We start from the raw sequence: 21,182 nt of genomic DNA on the forward strand, positions 1-21,182 counted from the left end.
ATCAGGCCTCCTGCTTCTTCAGCATGGCCAGGCTCAGGCCGGTGAACACGGCAAAAAAGCTGAGCAGGATCAGGCACTGCGGCCACAGCTCGCGCAGTCCCAGCGCCTTGGTGAAGGTGCCGACCGCGATATCGAGGAAGTAGCCCGCCGGGAACAGTTGGCCCATCACCGCCGCCGCGCCATCCAGCGACGAGCGTGGCACGATCAGCCCGGAAAACTGGATGGTCGGCAAGCTGGTGATGATCATGGTGCCCAGGATGGCGGCGATCTGTGTGCGGGTGAAGGCCGAGATCAACAGGCCCAGGCTGGTGGTAGCCAGCAGGTAGGCGACGCCGCCACAGGCCAGGGCCAGCACGCTGCCCTTGAGCGGCACGGCGAACAGCCAGCGGTTCATCGCCACCAGCAGCGCCAGGTTGACCAGGCTCACGGCCAGATAGGGCATCTGCTTGCCGAGCAGAAACTCCAGGCGGGTGAGGGGTGTGGCGTAGAAGTTGGTGATGGAGCCGAGCTCTTTCTCGCGGACGATACCTAGCGCGGTGAGCATGGCCGGGATGAAGGCCAGGATCAGCGCCATTACCCCAGGGCCGATGGCGTTCACGCTGACCACATCCTGGTTGTAGCGAAAACGGGTTTCCAGGCGCACCAGGTCCTGGCGCGGCTGCGGCTGTGGGCTGGCTTTGGCTAGTTGCTCGAGATTGGCCTGGTGCACGGCTTCCACGTAATTGCGGCTGGTTTCGGCGCGGAACGGCATACCGCCATCGAGCCAGGCGGCCACCACCGGTTGACGCCCGGCGTAGAGGTCGCGGCCGAAGCCGGGTGGAATTTCCAGTGCCAGTTTGATTTCCGAGCGCTGCAGGCGCTGGTGCATTTCGCGGGTGTCGCGGATGGGCGCCTGTTCGGCGAAATAGCGTGAACCACGGAAGGCTTCGAGGTAGGCCCGGCTTTGCGGGCTCTGGTCCTGGTCGTGTACGGCGAAGGCGAGGTTTTCCACATCCAGTGAAATGCCATAGCCGAAGATCACCATCATGAACATCGCCCCCAGCAGGGCGAAGGCCAGGCGCACCTTGTCGCGCAGCAGCTCCTTGCCCTCACGGCTGGCCACCGCCAGCAGGCGACTAAGGCTGAAGCCCTGGCGCAGCGTCGGCGCAGGCGTGGCGGTCTGCTCCAGCACGGTGTTGTCGGTGGCTTGCGGCGCTAGTTCCTGAGCCTGTTCCAGGCAGCGCACGAACGCGTCTTCCAGAGTGTTGCCCTGGTAGTGGCGTTGCAGGGCATCCGGCGTGTCGCAGGCCAGTACCCGGCCTGCATGCATCAGCGAGATACGGTCGCAGCGCTGGGCTTCGTTCATGAAGTGGGTAGAAAGGAAAATGGTCACGCCCTGCTCGCGTGAAAGCTCCACCAGCAGGCGCCAGAAGTCGTCACGGGCAGCCGGGTCGACGCCGGAGGTGGGTTCGTCGAGGATCAGCACTTCCGGGCGGTGCAGCACCGCTACCGCCAGTGACAGGCGCTGACGCAGGCCGAGGGGCAGGGCACCGGATGGCTGGTCGGCGATGGCAACCAGGTCGAAGCGCTCGATCAGCTCGTCGATGCGCTGGGCGCTCTCGGCCTTGGGCAGGTCGAACAGGCGTGCATGCAGAGTGAGGTTCTGCCGGGTGCTCAGCTCGCCATACAACGAAAAACTCTGCGACATGAAACCGACCCGTTTGCGCGTGGCCAGGTCACTGGCATCCACCGGGCGGCCGAGCAGGCTGGCGCTGCCTTCGCTGGCCGGCATCAGGCCGGTGAGCACTTTCATGGTGGTGGTCTTGCCGCAGCCGTTGGAGCCCAGGAAGCCGAAAATCTCCCCGCGGCCAATGGCGAAGCTGACCTTGTTCACAGCAGTGAAATCGCCAAAGCGCAGGGTCAGGTCGTGGGCCTCGATGGCGACCGGGCTGTCAGCGGCCGGGCGCGGCGGGATGATGAGCGGAGGGTGTTGTGCCTTGCCCGCGCCCTGGTAGTGGGTGAAGGCGTCGTCCAGCTTGCCACTGGGGGTGACTGCGCCCAGTTCATGGCTGGGGCCGGCGGCCAGCAGACGGCCGCCATCGAGCATCAGGCAATGCTCGAACTGTTCAGCCTCTTCCATGTAGGCGGTGGCCACCAGCAGGGTCAGTTGCGGGCGCTGTGCGCGTACCTGTTCGACCAGCTCCCAGAAGCGCCGCCGCGACAGTGGGTCGACGCCGGTGGTCGGCTCGTCGAGGATCAGCAGGTCCGGCTCGTGGATCAGCGCGCAGCATAGGCCAAGCTTCTGCTTCATGCCGCCCGACAGTTTGCCCGCCGGGCGCTCGGCAAAGCGCTGCAGGTCGGTGGCCTGTAGCAGGTTGGCCATGCGCTGTTCGCATTCGCGACGGCCGAGGCCGAACAGGGTGGCGAAAAAGCGGATGTTCTCGCTGATCGACAGCTCCGGATACAGGTTGTTGCCCAGCCCCTGCGGCATGAACGCCACTTTCGGGTACAGCGCCGCGCGATGGCGCCGCTGGCGGATCGAGCCACCCAGCACCTGCAGTTCGCCCTGTTGCAGGCGCTTGACGCCGGCGATCAGCCCCAGCAGGGTCGATTTGCCAGCCCCGTCAGGGCCGATCAGCGCGCAGCGGGTGCCCGCCGGCAGGCTGAACCCGAGGGGGTGCAAGGCGACCAGGTCGCCGTAGCGATGGCTGATACCCTCGGCCAGCAGTGCCGGGGCGTTCATTGCAGGTTGGCCGGCCAGTCCACCTCAGCCGTGCGTACGTAGCCGGCGCCTGGCATGCCCGGCTTGGCCTGCGGCACGGCGCCCGGGTCGGTCAGGCGCAACTTGACCCGGAACACCAGCTTCTGCCGCTCGTCGCGGGTTTCCACCTGCTTGGGGGTGAACTGGGCCTTGGCCGCGACAAAGGCAACCTTCGCCGGCAGCGCCCGCTCGGGCAGGGCGTCGAGCACGATCCGTGCCTGGTCGCCGACGGTCAGCCGGCCGCTGGTGGAGGCGGGCAGGTAAAGGTTCATGTACTGGTCGCTGGGGTCGATCAACATCAGCACGCGGCCGCCGGCACCCAGCACTTCACCGGGCTCGGCCAGGCGCAGCTGGATGATGCCGTTGATCGGTGCGCGCAGACTGCTGTCGTCGATTTCGCTGGTGAGCTGCGCTACCTGGGCCTCGGCGGCGCCGATGGCGGCCTTGATCGCCGCCAGTTGGGCGCGGGCGGCGACTACGGCGGCGTTGGCCGTGTCGAAGCGCGCCTGCTGTTGGTCGAGCAACTGCTGGCTGGCGTATTTGCGCTGGAAGATCTCGCGCACGCGCTTGAGCTCCTGGCTGGCCAGCAGCAGTTCGCTTTGGCGCAGCTGCACACTGGCCTGGGCGGCGGCGTAGTTTTCCCGGGCGCGCAGCACTTCGGCTTCGGCCTGGCTGCGCTGGGCTTCCATGGTACGGGTGTCGATGCGCGCCAGCAGCTGGCCGCGAGTTACCTTGTCACCTTCGTCGACCAGCACTTCGGCCAGGCGGCCGGGGATTTTGCTGGCGATCTGCACTTCGGTGGCTTCCAGGCGGCCGTTGCCCATGCTCAGGCCTTCGGGCAACTGGTCGTGGAGCGACTTCCAGTACCCCAGCCCACCGGCTGTTGCGAGTAGGGCGATCAGCGCGGTGGCGAAGATCCTGGGGGCGTATCGGTTCATCGGTCTGCATCCTTGCGGTCATGCACACTGCATCATGGCGTGCAGCCATGAGCGATGTGTTGATATCAATCAAAGGCCCCCACAGTCCCTGTAGGAGCGGCCTTGTGTCGCGAAAGGGCTGCAAAGCAGCCCCGGCAATTCATGGGGTGACGCTGATATCCCGGGGCCGCTGTGCGCCCCATCGCGACACAAGGCCGCTCCTACAGGGGACCGCCCCGGTCAGCAAGATCTGACCTTAGCCGCAGTTTCAACGCAAAGCGACAATCACCGCCCATTGCTCTGGCGTCACGGGCATTACCGACAGGCGGCTGCCCTTCTGCACCAGCGGCAGTTCGGCCAGGCTTGTCTGCTGTTTCAGCCAGCCCAGCTCCAGCACCCGTGGCAGGGTTTGCACATGGGCCACATCGACCGCGCTCCAAGGGTTCTTGTCGGCCGTGGCCTTGGCATCGTAGTAGGGGCTCTGCGGGTCCAGCGCGGTTGGGTCCGGGTAGGCTGCGCGGGTGATCCTGGCAATGCCGGCGATGCCCGGCTGCGGACAGCTGGAGTGGTAGAAGAAGAACTCGTCGCCAACGCTCATGGCCCGCAGGAAATTGCGTGCCTGATAGTTGCGCACGCCGTCCCAGCGCGCTTCGCCGAGCCGGCCGAGGGCTTCAATGGAGAGCTCGTCGGGCTCGGATTTCATCAGCCAGTAGGCCATGGGGTGCTGCTCCTGAAAAGGTTTGAAATAACCTGTTGCACGAAACCGACAGCCGGTTGGCGTCAAGGTTTGCGTGCAGACGCAGGTTGTCGGAAAATGCGCCCCGTTTAAAGCGCGATGCTCCGGCAATACCCAGAAAGTTGCCGAGCGTGAACAGTTTGCCTGGGGGGCAATCTTCGATGAATCAACGTAACAAGCCGGATCTGCTGTGGGTCTTGGTGTTCATTTTCGGCCTGGGTGTGGTCACTACCGGTTATGCGCAAGGGATCTGGGAGCGCAAGCTGGACAACGCCTATCAGATGCCGGTCGACGCCAGCCAGCCGAAACGTTGATGCCCCCGCTGGCGCCGCTCAACGCGGCGCCAGGTACCAGCCACGGTCCGAGACCGTCCCCTGCAGCGGTACATCCCAACTGGCCTGAGCCAGCCGCTCGACCTTCTGGCATTCATGTGCCAGCCCCAACAGCAACGGCTTTTTCCAGGTCTGGCGACGCGCCTGGTAGGCCAGGCTGCGATCATAGAAACCACCGCCCATTCCCAGGCGACCGCCCACTTCGTCGAAACCGACCAACGGTAGCAGGATCAGGTCCAGCGACCAGATCGGGCGCTGGCGCTTGCGCTCGGTGACCGGCTCGGGAATGCGAAAGCGGTTGGGCTTGAGCTTCTCGCCTTGCTCGAAGCGCTGGAACACCATGCGCGTGCGCGGCCAGGCGTGCAGCACCGGCAGGTAGGTGCGCTTGCCGCGGCGCTGGGCCTCGCGCAGCAGCAGGTAAGGGTCGATTTCGCCATCGTTGGGCAAGTACAGGGCAATGTGCCGGGCGCGTCGGAACAGCGGGTGCTGCGCCAGCTGGCGGTAAAGGCCAAGGGCGGCCTGGCGTTGCTGAGCAGGGGTAAGGGCGCGGCGGGCATTGCGGAGCAGGCGACGGAGCTGGGGGCGGGTGAGCTGCGCGGTGTCGGTCATGGCACGGGCGATCCCAGGTGCTGGCCGACGTGGTCGGCCAAAACGAATTGCCCGCCGGAAGGGCGGGCAAGAGAATTCAGGCTCCCCGATAAGACCGCTATCGGTGTAGCCCTTGAACCCGAAAGTTCAAGGTGGAGATTGCAGGGGGCGTTAAGGCTTTCCGTCGGGCGGACATGCACACCGGCCCCAGCGTGCAACCCCCGTGGTTGTGCGTATCGGCTCAGGGACATAACCGACTGGCGCATCCCCCAGGGAGTGGCGCCAGTATACCAATCTCAGCCGATTTTGGTATCCGCGTCGTCGGACAGTGCCTGGTCGACCCGTTCCAGCAGGTCGCGCACCTGTTCGCGGGTGGTGCCGCCTGCCGGAGCATCGTTGCGCTCTTCCTGGCGGTGCAGCATTTCGTGGGTGATGTTCAACGCTGCCATGACCGCGATGCGGTCGGCGCCGATCACCTTGCCGCTGCTGCGGATTTCGCGCATCTTGCCGTCCAGGTAGCGCGCGGCACTGACCAGGTTGTTGCGCTCTTCCGGCGGGCAGATGATCGAATATTCCTTGTCGAGGATCTGCACGGTGACGCTATTGCTTGAACTCATGAGTCTTGCTCCAGAGCCTTGAGGCGTAAAATCATCGACTCGACCTTGCGCTTGGCGATCTCGTTCTTTTCGATGAGGTGGGCGCGCTCTTCGCGCCAGGACTTTTCCTGAGCTACTAGGAGTGCATTTTGCCGTTTTAGTTGCTCGACACGTTCGATCAGCAACTCGAATCGGCTCATCAGTGCCTGCAGGTCGTTCTCTTGCGTGGGTTGCACTCGATTCGCTCCGTCGTTGAGTCACCTGGCGATGATGCCTCTCCCTGGGCGGCGACGGCCAGTGCCGATGGTCTTGGCGCGCCTGCCGGTGCTAGGATACAAGGTCTCCATTCTAGTCATTGCGCCGTCTGGCGCCTAGCTGCCCATGCCCAATACCCAATCGCCCTACATCGCCTTCGCCATGCTGCTGTCCAGCAATGGCCATCCTGTAACACCGGCCGAACTGCACGGCCTGCTGATCGGCCGCAGCTGCGCCGGTGCCGGCTTCGACGCCGACGGCTGGCTGGCCGATGCCGCCCAGCTGCTGGAAACCGAGCCCGGTGACACCGTACGCAACGCCCTGGTCGGCCTGCAGGAAATGGTCAAGGGCGAACTGACCAGCGACGACATGGCGATCGTCCTGCTGCTGCCTTCCGACGACGCCGCCCTGAGCGATCGCGCCACCGCGCTGGGCCAGTGGTGCCAGGGCTTCATCACCGGTTTCGGCCTGAATGCCGGTGGCAAGGACCTGTCCGACGAGGCCAAGGAAGTGCTGCAGGACCTGGTGGCCATTTCCCAGGTCCAGGAAGCCCTCGAGGAGTCCGAGGATGGCGAGAGCGATTACATGGAAGTCATGGAATACCTGCGTGTGGCGCCGTTGCTGCTGTTCTCCGAGCTGGCCAAGCCGGCCGCCCCTGCACCCAAGCCATCGCTGCACTGATCAACCAGGGGTAGTCTGCCCATGAGCCACATTCCCAAGGCCGAGTATGCCCGTCGGCGCAAGGCGCTGATGGCGCAGATGGTCCCCAACAGCATCGCCATCCTGCCCGCCGCCGCGGTTGCCATCCGTAACCGCGACGTCGAGCACGTTTACCGCCAGGACAGCGACTTCCAGTACCTCAGTGGTTTCCCCGAGCCGGAAGCGGTGATTGCGCTGATTCCCGGTCGCGAGCATGGCGAATACGTGCTGTTTTGCCGAGAACGCAACCCCGAGCGCGAGCTGTGGGACGGCCTGCGTGCCGGCCAGGAAGGTGCGGTGCGCGATTTTGGCGCAGACGATGCCTTCCCCATCACCGACATCGACGAGATCCTGCCGGGCCTGATCGAAGGCCGTGAGCGGGTATACAGCGCCATGGGCAGCAACCCCGAGTTCGACCGCCGGCTGATGGACTGGATCAACGTGATCCGCTCCAAGGCGCGCCTGGGGGCCCAGCCGCCGAACGAGTTCGTTGCGCTGGATCATCTGCTGCACGACATGCGCCTGTATAAATCGGCAGCGGAAGTGAAGGTGATGCGCGCTGCCGCAGACATCTCGGCGCGGGCCCACGTGCGGGCCATGCAGGCCTGCCGGGCCGGCTTGCACGAATACAGCCTGGAAGCCGAGCTGGACTATGAGTTCCGCAAGGGCGGGGCGAAGATGCCGGCCTACGGCTCGATCGTCGCGGCCGGGCGCAATGGCTGCATCCTGCACTATCAGCAGAACGACGCCCCGCTCAAGGATGGCGACCTGGTGCTGATCGACGCCGGCTGCGAGATCGACTGCTACGCCAGCGACATCACCCGTACCTTCCCTGTCAGCGGGCGTTTTTCGCCCGAGCAGAGGGCCATCTACGAGCTGGTGCTCAAGGCCCAGGCAGCGGCGTTTGCCGAAATCGCCCCTGGCAAGCACTGGAACCACGCCCATGAGGCGACCGTGCGGGTCATCACCGAGGGCCTGGTGGAACTGGGCCTGCTGACCGGCGAGGTACAGGCGCTGATCGACAGCGAGGCCTATCGTGCCTTCTACATGCACCGCGCCGGGCACTGGCTGGGCATGGATGTGCACGATGTGGGCGAGTACAAGGTGGGCGGTGAGTGGCGGGTGCTAGAACCCGGCATGGCGCTGACCGTCGAGCCGGGCATCTACATAGGCGCCGACAATCAGGCCGTGGCCAAGAAATGGCGCGGCATTGGTGTAAGGATCGAGGACGACGTGGTAGTGACCAGGCAAGGTTGTGAAATCCTGACTTCGGGCGTGCCGCGCACGGTCGCCGAGATCGAGGCGCTGATGCAGGCCGCCCGCAAGGACGCGGCATGAATCGGGTAAACCTGGCGATCATCGGTGGCGGCCTGGTGGGCGCGAGCCTGGCCCTGGCCCTGCAGGCGGGGGCCAAGGCGCGAGGCTGGAAGATCCTGCTGATCGAGCCGTTCGCCCCCGGTGACAGCTTCCAGCCCAGCTACGACGCGCGTTCGTCGGCACTGTCGTTCGGTACCCAGCAGATCTACCAGCAGTTGGGCCTGTGGCAGGCCATCGGCCATCGCGCCGAGCCGATCTTGCAGATTCACGTGTCCGACCGCGGCCGTTTCGGTGCCACCCGCCTGGATGCCCGGGAAGAGGGTGTGCCGGCGCTTGGCTACGTGGTGGAAAACGCCTGGCTGGGCCAGTGCCTTTGGCAAGGGCTGGACAGCGAGGTGGTGAGCTGGCGCTGCCCGGCGGAAGTGACTGCGATGCAGGCCATTGAGGGTGGCTACCGCCTGCAGCTGAACGATGACACCCAGTTGGAGTGCGACCTGGCTGTACTGGCCGACGGTGGCCGTTCCGGCCTGCGCGAACAGCTGGGTATCCACGTGCGCCACACGCCCTACCAACAGAGCGCGCTGATCGCCAACATAACCCCGGGCGAGGCCCACGGCGGCCAGGCCTTCGAACGTTTCACCGAAGAAGGCCCCATGGCCCTGCTGCCGCTGCCGGATAACCGCTGCGCGCTGGTCTGGACCCGCCAGGGCATGGACGCGAGGCGTCTGGCCGACATCGACGAGCGCAATTTCCTGCGTGAACTGCAGGGCGTGTTCGGCTATCGCCTGGGCGCCTTGCGCCAGGTCGGCGCGCGGCACCTCTACCCACTGTCGCTGATCGAGGCCCAGGAGCAGGTGCGGCCGCATCTGGTGGTGCTGGGTAACGCCGCGCACAGCCTGCACCCTATTGCCGGCCAAGGCTTCAATCTGTCGCTGCGTGACGTGCAGGCGCTTGCCGAGGCGCTGCTGGCCGGCCCGCAGCAGCCTGGCGACCTGACAACATTGCAGGCCTACCACCAGCGCCAGCGCGTGGACCAGGCCATGACCATCGGCTTTTCCGATCAGGTCACCCGTCTGTTCGGCAGCAGCCAGCCATTGCTGGCCGCCGGCCGCAACCTTGGCCTGCTCGGGCTCGACCTGCTGCCACCGGCCAAAAGCTGGTTCGCCCGCCAGGCCATGGGCCTGGGCACCCGCCCCGATCCGCGAGGTCAGGCATGAGTGACAACACGCGCAGGCTGGCGCGCCGGGCGTGCCTGTTGCGCTGGCGGCTGAACCTGTTCCCGCCGCACCTCGGCGCTGGTATCCGCGTACAGCACATCAGCCCGGACCTGCGCAGCGTCAAGGTGGCGATGAAGCTGACCCGCTGGAACCGCAACTACGTCGGCACCCAGTGCGGCGGCAGCCTGTACGGCATGGTCGACCCGTTCTACATGCTGCTGTTGATCGAGCAGCTGGGGCGTGACTATATCGTCTGGGACAAGGCCGCCAGCATCGATTTCATTTCGCCGGGCAAAGGCCCGGTGTATGCCGAACTCCACGTCGATGACGCGCTGCTGGACGAAATCCGCCAGCAGACTGCCACCGGCAAGAAGTGCCTGCCGCGTTTGCAGGTCGATATCCGCGACGGCGCCGGCGAGCTGGTGGCGCGGGTCGATAAAACCCTATATGTGCGGCTCAAGCCGCAAGCGAGGCTGGCGTAAGGCATGGAAATGCGCGCAGATCTGTTGATTGTCGGTGCCGGTATGGTCGGCAGCGCCCTGGCCCTGGCGTTGCGCCACAGTGGCTTGCAAATCCTCTTGCTCGACGGCGGCCCGCTGACGGTCAAGCCGTTCGATGCCCAGGCCCCGTTCGAGCCGCGTGTCAGCGCGCTGTCGGCAGCCAGCCAGCGCATCCTCGAGCGCCTTGGCGCTTGGGATGGCATCGCCCGCCGGCGTGCCACGCCATACTCGGACATGCATGTATGGGATGGCAGCGGCACCGGGCAGATTCACTTCTCGGCTGCCAGCGTGCATGCCCAAGTGCTCGGCCACATCGTCGAGAACCGGGTGGTGCAGGATGGCCTGCTGGAGCGCCTGCATGACAGCGATATCGGCCTGCTGCCCAATGCGCGGCTCGAACAGCTGCGACGCTCCGGCGACGAGTGGCTGCTGACCCTCGCCGATGGCCGCCAGTTGCGTGCGCCGCTGGTGATCGCGGCCGACGGTGCCAACTCGGCAGTGCGGCGCCTGGCCGGCTGCGAAACCCGCGAGTGGGATTACCTGCACCACGCCATCGTCACCAGCGTGCGTTGCAGCGCCGGGCACCAGGCCACGGCCTGGCAGCGCTTCACCGATGAAGGGCCACTGGCGTTCCTGCCGCTGACCCGCGATGGCCAGCAGGACTGGTGCTCGATCGTGTGGTCGACCACGCCGGAGCATGCCGAGCAGTTGATGGCGCTGGATGAAGCGGCCTTCCTGAAAGCCCTTGAGCGGGCTTTCGAGGGGCGCCTGGGTGATGTGCTGCAGGCCGACCCGCGGCTGTGCGTGCCGCTGCGCCAGCGCCACGCCAAGCGCTATGTGGATGAAGGCCTGGCATTGATCGGCGATGCCGCGCACACCATTCACCCGCTGGCCGGGCAGGGCGTCAACCTGGGCTTCCTCGATGCTGCGGTGCTGGCCGAGGTGCTGGTCAACGCCTGCGAGCGTGGCGAGCGGCTGGCGGATGTGAAGGTACTGAGCCGTTACGAGCGACGGCGCATGCCGCACAACCTGGCGCTGATGGCGGCGATGGAAGGGTTCGAGCGGTTGTTCCAGGCCAACCCGTTGCCGTTGCGCTGGTTGCGTAACAGCGGGTTGAAGCTGGTGGAGCAGATGCCGGAGGCCAAGGCGCTGTTCGTGCGGCAGGCGCTGGGTTTGAGCGGTGATCTGCCGGATCTGGCCAAGGCTTGAGATTGTCGGGGCCGCTTTGCGGCCCTTTCGCGACACAAGGCCGCTCCTACAGGGGGACGCAATCTCTTGTAGGAGCGGCCTTGTGTCGCGATGGGCTGCACAGCAGCCCCCTCTGCAACATCCGGTAACGCCTATGTAGATGAGTCGGAAAATGGGATTCACTACCATTTGCACCTCTCATACGATCCGAGGAGTGCTTTCCATGTTGCCACGCAAGCCCCTACTGGCCGCCCTGGCCCTGACCCTGTTCGGCGGCACCGCCCAGGCAGCGGACGAAGTGGTGGTGTACTCCTCGCGCATCGACGAGCTGATCAAGCCGGTGTTCGATGCCTATACCGCCAAGACTGGGGTCAAGATCAAGTTCATCACCGACAAGGAAGCCCCGCTGATGCAGCGCATCAAGGCCGAGGGCGAAAACGGCGTGGCCGACCTGCTGCTGACCGTCGATGCCGGCAACCTGTGGCAGGCCGAGCAGATGGGCATCCTGCAGCCGATCAAGTCCGACATCATCGACCAGAACATCCCGCCGCAGTACCGCGCCTCGTCCCACGACTGGACCGGCCTGAGCCTGCGCGCGCGCACCATCATCTACTCCACCGAGCGGGTCAAGCCGCAAGAGCTGAGCACCTACGAAGCCCTGGCCGACAAGCAGTGGGAAGGCCGCCTGTGCCTGCGCACGGCGAAGAAAGTGTACAACCAGTCGCTCACCGCCACCCTGATCGAGACCCACGGCGAGGCGAAGACCGAGCAGATCGTCAAAGGCTGGGTCAACAACCTGTCCACCGACGTGTTCTCCGACGATAACGCAGTGATCCAGGCCATCGAGGCCGGCCAGTGCGACGTGGGCGTGGTCAACACCTACTACTACGGTCGTCTGCACAACCAGAACCCGAAACTGCCGGTGAAGATCTTCTGGCCCAACCAGGGTGACCGTGGCGTGCACGTGAACCTGTCGGGCATCGGTCTGACCAAGCATGCACCACACCCGGAGGCGGCGAAGAAGCTGGTTGAATGGATGACTGGTGAAGAGGCGCAGAAGCTGTTCGCCGACATCAACCAGGAGTTCCCGGCCAACCCGAAGGTCAAGCCATCGGAAGAAGTGGCAGCGTGGGGCAGCTTCAAGGCTGACAGCATTCCGGTTGAAATCGCTGGCAAGCGCCAGGCTGAAGCGATTCGCTTGATGGATCGGGCTGGCTGGAACTAAGCGCCAGGCTTTATCCTTCCGGGGCCTTTCAGGGCCTCTTCGCGGGCATGCCCGCTCCCACAGGATTACTCGATCTCTGTGGGAGCGGGCATGCCCGCGAACGACCGCATAGCGGTCGCAAATCAGCCACAGAGACATTCAACTTGCCCCACTCCCCCCAACGCCGCTGGTACCTCCCGGTCACCCTGGTCGCCGCCCTGGTGCTCCTGCCCCTGAGCGTCCTGCTGTTGTCCTGGCAGTCGATCGACCTGCAGATCTGGTCGCACCTGCTCGACACCCAGATGACTCGCCTGCTGGGCAATACCCTGACGCTGGTGGCGGGTGTGGGCATCGGCGTCACGTTACTGGGGGTCAGCCTGGCCTGGTTGACCAGCCTCTGCGAGTTCCCTGGCCGGCGCTGGCTGGACTGGGCGCTGATGCTACCGTTCGCCATCCCTGCTTATGTGCTGGCGTTCGTCTTCGTCGGCCTGCTGGACTTCGCCGGCCCGGTGCAGAGCGCCCTGCGCGAGGTGTTCGGGCCGATGCGCCTGCCGCGGGTTCGCTCCACCGGCGGGGTGATCGTCGTACTGGTGCTGGTGTTCTACCCCTATGTCTACCTGCTGGCGCGCAGCGCATTCCTGGCCCAGGGCAAGGGCCTGATGGAAGCCGCGCGGGTGCTGGGGCTGTCCCCGCTGCAAGCGTTCTGGCGCGTGGCTCTGCCCATGGCTCGGCCTGCGATCGGCGCCGGTATTGCCCTGGCCCTGATGGAAACACTGGCCGACTTCGGCGCGGTTGCGGTATTCAACTTCGACACTTTCACCACGGCCATCTACAAGACCTGGTACGGCTTCTTCAGCCTGTCCAGCGCTGCCCAGCTGGCCAGCCTGCTGCTGCTGGCGGTGATGCTGGTGCTGTATGGCGAGCGCCGTGCCAGGGGGGCCAGCCGCAGCGGCAACGAGCGGCCGCGCGGGCAGGCGCTGTACCACCTGCACGGGGTCAAGGCGTTGCTGGCCAGCGGTTGGTGCCTGCTGGTGTTCGCCTGCGCCTTCGTCATCCCGCTGCTGCAACTGCTGGCGTGGTTCTGGCAGCGTGGCCGACATGACCTGGACGAGCGCTATGTCGGCCTGGTGTTGCACACCCTGTACCTGGGCGGCATGGCGGCGCTGGTCACGGTGTGCGTGGCGTTGCTGCTGGCCTTTGCCCGGCGCCAGGCGCCGACGGGTGGTATTCGCGCCGGGGTGGGCCTGGCCAACCTGGGCTATGCCTTGCCCGGCTCGGTGCTGGCGGTTTCGATCATGCTGGCCTTCAGTTACCTCGACAACCACCTGGTCATCCCGCTGTCCAGCTGGCTGGGCGGTGCCGGCAAGCCGCTGCTGCTGGGCAGCCTGGCCGCATTGCTGCTGGCCTACCTGGTGCGCTTCATCGCGGTGGCCTACGGGCCGCTGGAGAGCAGCCTGGAGCGGATCCGCCCGTCACTGCCCGAGGCATCCCGCAGCCTGGGCGTCGGTGGCGCGGGATTGTTTTTCAAGGTGTATCTGCCGCTGCTGGTGCCTGGCGCGCTCAGCGCCGCCCTGCTGGTGTTCGTCGACGTGCTCAAGGAAATGCCGGCCACCTTGCTGATGCGCCCGTTCGGCTGGGACACCTTGGCGGTAAGGGTGTTCGAGATGACCAGCGAGGGTGAGTGGGCGCGTGCATCGTTGCCGGCACTGACCCTGGTGCTGGTGGGCCTGCTGCCGGTCATCGGCCTGATCCGCCGTTCGGCACGTCGACCCGGTCACAGTCACTGAGGGTGCCAGCCCGCGCCCTTGCGGCTACAATGCGCGGCATTCGCGCGGCGGGTCCTACACAAGAAGAGCTGACGACCCGACGTCATCGACCGCCGCCGCTTCGCCACGCCCGGAAGGAGAAACCCATGGGACAGCGCACGCTTTTGTATGACCTGCACCTGGCGCTTGGCGCCAAGACGGTCGATTTCGGTGGCTGGGACATGCCCCTGCACTATGGCTCGCAGGTCGAGGAGCACCATCAGGTGCGCAGCGATTGCGGGGTGTTCGATGTTTCCCACATGACCGTGATCGATGTCGATGGTAGCGACGCCACTGCCTGGTTGCAGCGTCTGCTGGCCAACGACGTGGCCCGCCTCGACGACACCGGCAAGGCGCTGTACAGCCCGCTGTTGCAGGAACAGGGCAGGGTGATCGACGACCTGATCGTCTACCGCACACAACATGGCTATCGCCTGGTCACCAACGCCGCCACCCGTGCCAAGGTACTCGACTGGCTGCAGCAGCAGCGTGGCGGTTTTGCCGTGGACTTCCAGGTCCGCCCAGACCTGGCCATCCTTGCCATCCAGGGCCCGCATGCTCGAGAAAAGGTTGCAGCCCTGCTCAGCCCCTCGCGTGCGGCGCTGATCCGCGAACTGCGTCCTTTCGAAGGCTTTGCCGAAGGCGACTGGTTCATTGCCCGCACCGGTTATACCGGTGAAGACGGCCTGGAGATCATCCTCCCCGGCGAGCAGGCCGTGGCCTTCTTCAACGACCTGGTCGGTGCCGGCATCGCCCCCAGCGGCCTTGGTGCCCGCGATACCCTGCGCCTGGAAGCCGGCATGAACCTGTACGGCCAGGACATCGACGAAAACCACACACCGCTCACCTCCAACCTCGGCTGGAGCATCGCCTGGGAGCCGGCCGAGCGCGATTTCATCGGGCGCGCCGGGCTGCTGGCGGAAATCGAGCACGGCGTGCAGGAAAAACTGGTCGGCCTGGTGCTGGAAGAGCGTGGCGTGCTGCGTGCCCACCAGGTGGTGCGTGTAGCCGGGATTGGCGAAGGGGAGATCACCAGTGGTAGTTTCTCGCCTACGCTGAGCAAGTCCATTGCCCTTGCACGCGTGCCCATGGCCACCGGCGACCGGGCCGAGGTGGAAATTCGCAGCAAGTGGTACCCGGTGCGGGTGGTCAAACCGACCTTCGTGCGCCACGGCAAGATCCTGATCTGAACAATTTTTAACCGGCGGGCGTACCGCTGAGCCAATCGAGGAATTCAAGACATGAGCAATATCCCCGCCGAACTGCGTTTTGCCGAAAGCCACGAGTGGGCTCGCCTGGAAGCCGACGGCACCGTGACTGTTGGTATCAGCGACCACGCCCAGCAAGCCCTGGGTGACGTGGTGTTCGTCGAGTTGGCCGAAGTCGGCAAGGTATTCGCCGCTGGCGATGCGGCCGGTGTGGTCGAGTCGGTCAAGGCCGCTTCGGACATCTACGCCCCGGTCGGTGGCGAAGTGATTGCGGTCAACGAAGAGCTGGCTGATAGCCCTGAGCTGCTCAACGAAGAACCTTACGATTCTTGGATTTTCAAGCTGAAGCCAAGCGACAAGTCTGAGCTGGACAAGCTGCTGGATGCTGCTGGTTACGCGGCCGCTATCGGCGAATAGGGCTTCAGGCCTCATCGCCGGCAAGCCAGCTCCCACAGAGATAGCGCGCGCCTCAGGGCCTGTGGTTACCTGTGGGAGCTGGCTTGCCGGCGATAGGGCCGGTACTGGCAAAACAAGTTTCCCCGCAGAATCGGCAATCCCTTCCTAGACTTGTAAGTCTCCATGAGAGCTGTTCCAGGAAGAGAGCGTCGTCATGTCCCAGTCGCCATCCCTGCATCAACTGCAAGAGCTCAACCCATTCCTGCGTCGCCACCTTGGCCCGGATGCCACGGAGCAGCAGGCCATGCTCAACGCGCTGGGTGTCGCCAGCCGCAGTGAGCTGATCGAGCAGACCGTACCGCCAGACATCCGCCTCAATCGCCCCCTCGACCTGCCGCCGGCACTGGACGAACAGGCCGCCCTGGCCAAGCTCGCCGGTTACGCCGGGCAGAACCAGGTCTGGACCAGTCTGATCGGCATGGGCTACCACGGCACCATCACCCCCACGGTCATCCTGCGCAACGTGCTGGAGAACCCGGGCTGGTACACCGCCTACACGCCTTATCAGCCCGAGATTGCCCAAGGCCGGCTGGAGGCGCTGCTGAACTTCCAGCAGATGGTCATCGACCTCACCGGGCTGGCCCTGGCCAATGCCTCGCTGCTCGACGAAGCCACCGCCGCCGCCGAGGCAATGGCCCTGGCCAAGCGGGTGGCGCGCAACAAGAGCAATGCCTTCTTCGCCGACGAGCACTGTCACCCGCAAACCCTGTCGGTACTCAAGACCCGTGCCGAGGGCTTCGGCTTCGAGCTGATCGTCGACTCTGTGGATAACCTTGGCAAACACGCGGTTTTCGGGGCCTTGCTGCAGTACCCGGATACTCATGGCGAGGTGCGCGACCTGCGCCCGCTGGTCGACCATTTGCACAGCCAGCATGCCCTGGCCTGCGTAGCCGCCGACTTGCTCAGCCTGGTGGTGCTGGCACCGCCCGGGGAGCTGGGAGCCGATGTTGTGCTGGGTTCAACCCAACGCTTTGGCGTACCGATGGGCTATGGCGGCCCCCACGCGGCCTATTTCGCCTGCCGCGATGACTACAAGCGAGCCATGCCGGGGCGCATCATCGGCGTGTCGCGCGATGCCCGTGGCAACACCGCGCTGCGCATGGCACTGCAGACCCGCGAGCAGCATATCCGCCGCGAGAAGGCCAACTCCAACATCTGCACGGCCCAGGTGCTGCTGGCCAACATTGCCGGCTTCTATGCGGTATACCATGGCCCCGAAGGCCTGCAGCGCATTGCCCAGCGCGTGCACCGGCTGACCTTCATCCTGGCCGCCGGCCTTGAGGCCAAGGGCATCAAGCGCCTCAACCAGCACTTCTTCGACACCCTTACCCTGGACGTCGGCGGTGCCCAGGCGGCCATCATCGAAAGCGCCGAGGCCGCCCAGATCAACCTGCGAATCCTTGGCCGCGGGCATCTGGGCGTGAGCCTGGACGAGACTTGCTCGGAGCAGACGGTGTTGCGCCTGTTCGATATCTTCCTGGGGGTGGATCACGGCCTGGATATAGCCGCACTCGACCAACTGGCCCTGCCCGAAGGCATCCCTGCCAGCCTGGTGCGGCGCACGCCGTTTCTCGCCCACCCGGTGTTCAACCTGCACCACAGCGAAACCGAGATGCTGCGCTACCTCAAGCAACTCGAGAACAAGGACCTGGCGCTGAACCAGTCGATGATCCCGCTGGGCTCGTGCACCATGAAGCTCAACGCTACCAGCGAGATGATCCCCATCACCTGGCCCGGCTTTGCCCAGCTGCACCCGTTTGCCCCGGCGGCCCAGGCCACCGGCTACAAGGCGATGATCGACGAACTGGAAAGCTGGCTGTGCGCCATTACCGGCTTCGATGCCATCTGCATGCAGCCCAACTCCGGCGCCCAGGGCGAGTATGCCGGCCTGATGGCCATTACCCGCTATCATCGCAGCCGCCACCAGCCGCAACGCACGCTCTGCCTGATCCCGTCGTCGGCCCACGGCACCAACCCGGCATCGGCGCAAATGGCCGGCATGGAGGTGGTGATCGTCGATTGCGACGACGATGGCAACGTCGACCTGGCCGACCTCAAGGCCAAGGCCCACTCGGCCGGGGATCGGTTGTCGTGCCTGATGATCACTTACCCGTCGACCCACGGCGTTTATGAAGAGGGGATTCGCGAAATCTGCGAAGTGGTCCACCAGCACGGTGGCCAAGTGTATATGGATGGTGCCAACCTCAATGCCCAGGTGGGCCTGGCGCGTCCGGCGGATATCGGCGCCGACGTTTCACACATGAACCTGCACAAGACCTTCTGCATCCCCCACGGTGGTGGCGGCCCGGGCATGGGCCCGATCGGCATTCGCGCGCACCTCAAGCCGTTCGTTGCCAGCCATCCGGTGGTGCCGGTACCCGGCCTGGACCCGAACAACAGCGCGGTCAGTGCTGCGCCCTGGGGCAGTGCGAGCATCCTGCCGATCAGCTGGATGTACATAGCCATGATGGGCCCGCAACTGGCCGATGCCAGCGAGGTGGCGATCCTCTCGGCCAATTACCTGGCCAGCCAGCTGGGTGGTGCCTTCCCGGTGCTCTACCGCGGGCGCAACCAGCGGGTGGCGCATGAGTGCATCCTCGACCTGCGGCCGCTGAAGGCGCTGACCGGCATCAGTGAAGAGGACGTGGCCAAGCGCCTGATGGACTATGGCTTCCATGCGCCGACCATGTCGTTCCCGGTGCCGGGCACGCTGATGGTCGAGCCGACCGAGAGTGAATCGAAGGCTGAACTGGACCGCTTCGTCGAGGCGATGCTGGCGATTAGGGCGGAAATTGGCGAAGTGCAGGAGGGCAACTGGCCGGCGGAGAACAACCCGCTCAAGCATGCGCCGCATACCCTGGCCGATGTGCTGGCGGAGTGGGACAGGCCTTACAGCCTGGAGCAGGCGGTGGCGCCCAGTGCTCACGTGCGCCAGCACAAGTACTGGCCAGCGGTGAACCGGGTCGACAACGTTTATGGGGACAGGAATCTGTTCTGTGCTTGTGTGCCGGTGGAGGCGTATCGCTAATTGTGGTTTGCCTGTGCCGGCCCCTTCGCGGGTAAACCCGCTCCTACAGGACTTGTACAAGTTTCGAATACTGTGCAGTACCTGTGGGAGCGGGTTCACCCGCGAAGCAGGCGACGCGGTTACTCGGCTACCGCATTCTTGGCCAAGATGGCATTGGCCAGTTCCATGTCGGAAGCCTGCATCCCCGGGTTCTCCGCGCGAGCCTGGCGAATTGCCGCTTCGAGGAACGGCCCACGGATCGCGCCTTCGCTGGCCACGAAGCTGCCGGCGTCATCCTGCGCCGCCATCACCAGCTTGTGATCCCCGGAAGTCAGGTAGCTCGATGCCGTGGTAGCACCGGTAGTCATCACGTTACGCCAGAAGGTATCGGCCATGGCCGAGCCGATAGGCAGCGAAAGCAAGGCAGCGGCAGCGATGGCGGTTTTGAAACGCATGTTGAAACACCTCGAAGGGTGAGGGTTGAAGATGCGCGGTTTGATCCTGCCACAGGGGGGCAAGTTCCTTGAATACAAAGGATTTTTGCTCAGGAACAGGCCCGTAGCACTTCCTCTTGGCGGGTCTGCCCACAGGCTACCTTGGCATCGCCGCAGCGGCGCAGATCGAGCAAGCCATCGGCCACGGCCTGACGACGCAAACTGGCCAGATCGCTGTCCGGGCCTATCAGGGCGCGCAGTCTGTCGCTGGGTATCAGCAGCTCGAACAACCCTGTGCGGCCATGGAACCCCGTGCCACGACAGGTACGGCATGGCTGCCCTTCGCGCAGCGCTGTATCACCCCGGCAATCCGCGCACAGTGTGCGCACCAGCCGCTGGGCCATGACCCCCACCAGCGTCGCCTTGATCAGGTAGTCGGCCACACCCAGCTCCTGCAGGCGGGTGATCGCGCCACAGGCGTCGTTGGTATGCAGGGTCGACAGGACCAGGTGCCCGGTAAGGGCTGCCTGTACCGCCACCAGGGCGGTCTCGCGATCACGGATTTCGCCGATCATGATGATGTCCGGGTCCTGGCGCAGCATGGCCCGCACACCATTGGCGAATCCCAGGTCCAGGGCGGGTTGCACCTGCAACTGGTTGAAGGCGGGTTCCAGGCGCTCGATCGGGTCTTCGATGGTGCACAGGTTGACCTGCGGCGTGGCCAGCAGCTTGAGGCTGGCGTAAAGCGTGCTGGTCTTGCCGGACCCGGTGGGGCCGGTAACCAGGATGATGCCCTGACGATGACGCAGCAGGCCTTGCCACTGGTCCAGTTGCGCCCCGTCCAGGCCGAGCCGGTCGAAGCCCTCTTGCAACTGTTGCGGGTCGAACAGGCGCAGCACCAGTTTCTCGCCGAACGGAGTCGGCAAGGTCGACAGTCGCAGTTCCACCTCGCCGCCGCCAGGCAGGCGGCTATGCAGCCGGCCATCCTGCGGCCGCCGTTTTTCCGCGACGTCCATGCGCCCCAGGTGTTTCAGGCGGCTGACCAGCGCCAGGGTCACCCCGGCGGGGAAGGCGTAGACGTTGTGCAGCAGGCCGTCGATGCGGTAGCGCAGTTGGCCCTGTTCGCGGCGTGGTTCCAGGTGGATATCGCTGGCGCGTTGCTCGATGGCGTACTGCAGCAGCCAGTCGACGATATGCACGATGTGCGCGTCGTCCGCACTGGCCTCGGCCTGGCGCTTGCCCAGCTCCAGCAGCTGTTCGAGTTCGCCCAGGCTGGCTGACTGCTGGTGTTGCGCGCCCTTTACCGATTGGGCCAGGCGGTGGAACGACTGCCCTGCCTGGCGGACCTGCTGCGGGCTGGCCAGAACGCGCCGGATCGGCCGGCCCAGGCTGCGGGTGAGGTCGGCCAGCCAGTCGTCCTGGTAGGGCTGGGCGCTGGCGACGGTGACGCTGGAGGCGTCGGCGGCGACGATAAGGATGCCGTGGCGCTGGGCGAAGGCCGGGGATATCAGGCCGGTGACCTGGGGCAGGTCCAGTTGCAGCGGGTCGATGCGCAGGTAGGGCTGGCCGACCTTGTTGGCCAGCCATTGGCAGAGGCGATCCAGGTCCAGGGGCTCGCCAGGGTGTCGGCGGTCTTCCAGGGCGCAGGCGGCGATCTGTTCCAGCGGGTGGGCGGTGGGGTGATTGGCGGCGTGCTCGAGTACCTGCAGGGTGTCGTTGGCGTGCAGGTGCTGGTCGGCGAGCAGGGCCTGGAGCACGCGCTTGAGGTCGAGTGCCGGGTTGTCGGGGGAGTGCATGGTTGGCGTCCGTGCCTGATAGGGGAGTGCTGATCAAGGCTAGCCGGACGGCGGAAGGTTAACGGAAGTGAAAAGTTTCGGAAATTTACTGTGCCTGTACTGGCCCTATCGCTGGCAAGCCAGCTCCCACAGGACCACCACAGGCTCGAAGATTGCGCTGTACCTGTGGGAGCCGGCTTGCCGGCGA

Annotated in this window: 19 protein-coding genes and 1 other RNA gene; 11 read left to right on the forward strand and 9 right to left on the reverse strand. The window is 65.2% G+C overall.

What is annotated here, in order from left to right; all coding sequences use genetic code 11:
• Position 1: 1 nt before the first annotated feature.
• From rbbA to GYA95_RS24520, 3 genes are all read right to left on the reverse strand, one after another.
• A complete protein-coding gene (gene rbbA, locus GYA95_RS24510; RefSeq protein ID WP_015272239.1) occupies positions 2-2,722 on the reverse strand; it encodes a ribosome-associated ATPase/putative transporter RbbA in 2,721 nt (906 codons plus the stop codon).
• Positions 2,719-3,678, reverse strand: coding sequence for an HlyD family secretion protein (locus tag GYA95_RS24515; RefSeq protein WP_015272238.1), 960 nt, complete (start codon positions 3,676-3,678; stop codon positions 2,719-2,721). Before GYA95_RS24515 ends, rbbA begins: the two co-directional genes overlap by 4 nt.
• Before the next feature lie 247 nt (positions 3,679-3,925).
• Positions 3,926-4,375: an EVE domain-containing protein gene (locus tag GYA95_RS24520; protein ID WP_015272237.1), complete on the reverse strand. Its 450-nt coding sequence runs from the start codon at positions 4,373-4,375 to the stop codon at positions 3,926-3,928.
• Between the two features lie 179 nt (positions 4,376-4,554).
• On the opposite strand from GYA95_RS24520, the gene GYA95_RS27720 reads away from it, so the two are divergent.
• A complete protein-coding gene (locus GYA95_RS27720) occupies positions 4,555-4,707 on the forward strand; it encodes a hypothetical protein (RefSeq protein ID WP_015272236.1) in 153 nt (50 codons plus the stop codon).
• Positions 4,708-4,725: 18 nt separating this feature from the next.
• Here GYA95_RS27720 and GYA95_RS24525 read toward each other — a convergent pair whose 3' ends face one another.
• From GYA95_RS24525 to GYA95_RS24540, 4 genes are all read right to left on the reverse strand, one after another.
• Complete coding sequence (locus GYA95_RS24525; protein WP_003259369.1) at positions 4,726-5,334, reverse strand: 5-formyltetrahydrofolate cyclo-ligase; 609 nt, start codon at positions 5,332-5,334, stop codon at positions 4,726-4,728.
• A gap of 78 nt (positions 5,335-5,412) precedes the next feature.
• Positions 5,413-5,592: non-coding RNA, 6S RNA (gene ssrS, locus GYA95_RS24530), on the reverse strand.
• 17 nt (positions 5,593-5,609) lie between these two features.
• Positions 5,610-5,930: a cell division protein ZapA gene (locus GYA95_RS24535; protein WP_015272235.1), complete on the reverse strand. Its 321-nt coding sequence runs from the start codon at positions 5,928-5,930 to the stop codon at positions 5,610-5,612.
• Positions 5,927-6,109 (reverse strand): TIGR02449 family protein, encoded by a 183-nt coding sequence (locus GYA95_RS24540; protein WP_029886233.1) that lies wholly within the window; start codon positions 6,107-6,109, stop codon positions 5,927-5,929. The genes GYA95_RS24535 and GYA95_RS24540 overlap by 4 nt, the downstream gene beginning before the upstream one ends.
• A gap of 181 nt (positions 6,110-6,290) precedes the next feature.
• Here GYA95_RS24540 and GYA95_RS24545 point away from each other — a divergent pair, with 181 nt between their 5' ends.
• The 10 genes from GYA95_RS24545 (at position 6,291) to gcvP (ending at position 18,786) form a co-directional block, all read left to right on the forward strand.
• The gene (locus tag GYA95_RS24545; protein ID WP_003259367.1) at positions 6,291-6,845 is read left to right on the forward strand and encodes a YecA/YgfB family protein; all 555 of its coding nucleotides are present in this window, start codon (positions 6,291-6,293) and stop codon (positions 6,843-6,845) included.
• 21 nt (positions 6,846-6,866) lie between these two features.
• On the forward strand, positions 6,867-8,201 hold the full coding sequence (gene pepP / locus GYA95_RS24550) for a Xaa-Pro aminopeptidase (protein WP_015272234.1): 1,335 nt from the start codon (positions 6,867-6,869) through the stop codon (positions 8,199-8,201).
• Positions 8,198-9,397 (forward strand): 2-octaprenyl-6-methoxyphenyl hydroxylase, encoded by a 1,200-nt coding sequence (gene ubiH / locus GYA95_RS24555; RefSeq protein ID WP_015272233.1) that lies wholly within the window; start codon positions 8,198-8,200, stop codon positions 9,395-9,397. The genes pepP and ubiH overlap by 4 nt, the downstream gene beginning before the upstream one ends.
• A complete protein-coding gene (locus GYA95_RS24560; protein WP_013974720.1) occupies positions 9,394-9,879 on the forward strand; it encodes a DUF4442 domain-containing protein in 486 nt (161 codons plus the stop codon). The genes ubiH and GYA95_RS24560 overlap by 4 nt, the downstream gene beginning before the upstream one ends.
• A 9-nt stretch (positions 9,880-9,888) precedes the next feature.
• Positions 9,889-11,106 (forward strand): 2-octaprenyl-3-methyl-6-methoxy-1,4-benzoquinol hydroxylase, encoded by a 1,218-nt coding sequence (locus GYA95_RS24565; RefSeq protein ID WP_167506578.1) that lies wholly within the window; start codon positions 9,889-9,891, stop codon positions 11,104-11,106.
• Positions 11,107-11,308: 202 nt separating this feature from the next.
• On the forward strand, positions 11,309-12,310 hold the full coding sequence (locus GYA95_RS24570) for an extracellular solute-binding protein (RefSeq protein WP_015272231.1): 1,002 nt from the start codon (positions 11,309-11,311) through the stop codon (positions 12,308-12,310).
• A 143-nt stretch (positions 12,311-12,453) separates the two neighbouring features.
• Positions 12,454-14,076, forward strand: coding sequence for an ABC transporter permease (locus GYA95_RS24575; RefSeq protein WP_015272230.1), 1,623 nt, complete (start codon positions 12,454-12,456; stop codon positions 14,074-14,076).
• Between the two features lie 125 nt (positions 14,077-14,201).
• Positions 14,202-15,284 (forward strand): glycine cleavage system aminomethyltransferase GcvT, encoded by a 1,083-nt coding sequence (gene gcvT, locus GYA95_RS24580; RefSeq protein ID WP_015272229.1) that lies wholly within the window; start codon positions 14,202-14,204, stop codon positions 15,282-15,284.
• A 51-nt stretch (positions 15,285-15,335) separates the two neighbouring features.
• Positions 15,336-15,719, forward strand: a complete 384-nt coding sequence (gcvH, locus tag GYA95_RS24585; protein ID WP_015272228.1) for a glycine cleavage system protein GcvH — start codon at positions 15,336-15,338, stop codon at positions 15,717-15,719.
• Between the two features lie 193 nt (positions 15,720-15,912).
• Complete coding sequence (gcvP, locus tag GYA95_RS24590; RefSeq protein ID WP_015272227.1) at positions 15,913-18,786, forward strand: aminomethyl-transferring glycine dehydrogenase; 2,874 nt, start codon at positions 15,913-15,915, stop codon at positions 18,784-18,786.
• Positions 18,787-18,905: 119 nt separating this feature from the next.
• Here gcvP and GYA95_RS24595 read toward each other — a convergent pair whose 3' ends face one another.
• A complete protein-coding gene (locus tag GYA95_RS24595) occupies positions 18,906-19,220 on the reverse strand; it encodes a DUF2388 domain-containing protein (RefSeq protein ID WP_003259356.1) in 315 nt (104 codons plus the stop codon).
• A gap of 89 nt (positions 19,221-19,309) precedes the next feature.
• Positions 19,310-20,995, reverse strand: a complete 1,686-nt coding sequence (locus GYA95_RS24600) for a GspE/PulE family protein (protein ID WP_015272226.1) — start codon at positions 20,993-20,995, stop codon at positions 19,310-19,312.
• Between the last annotated feature and the right edge of the window lie 187 nt (positions 20,996-21,182).

Source organism: Pseudomonas asiatica (assembly GCF_009932335.1).
Classification (GTDB): Bacteria; Pseudomonadota; Gammaproteobacteria; order Pseudomonadales; family Pseudomonadaceae; genus Aquipseudomonas; species Aquipseudomonas asiatica.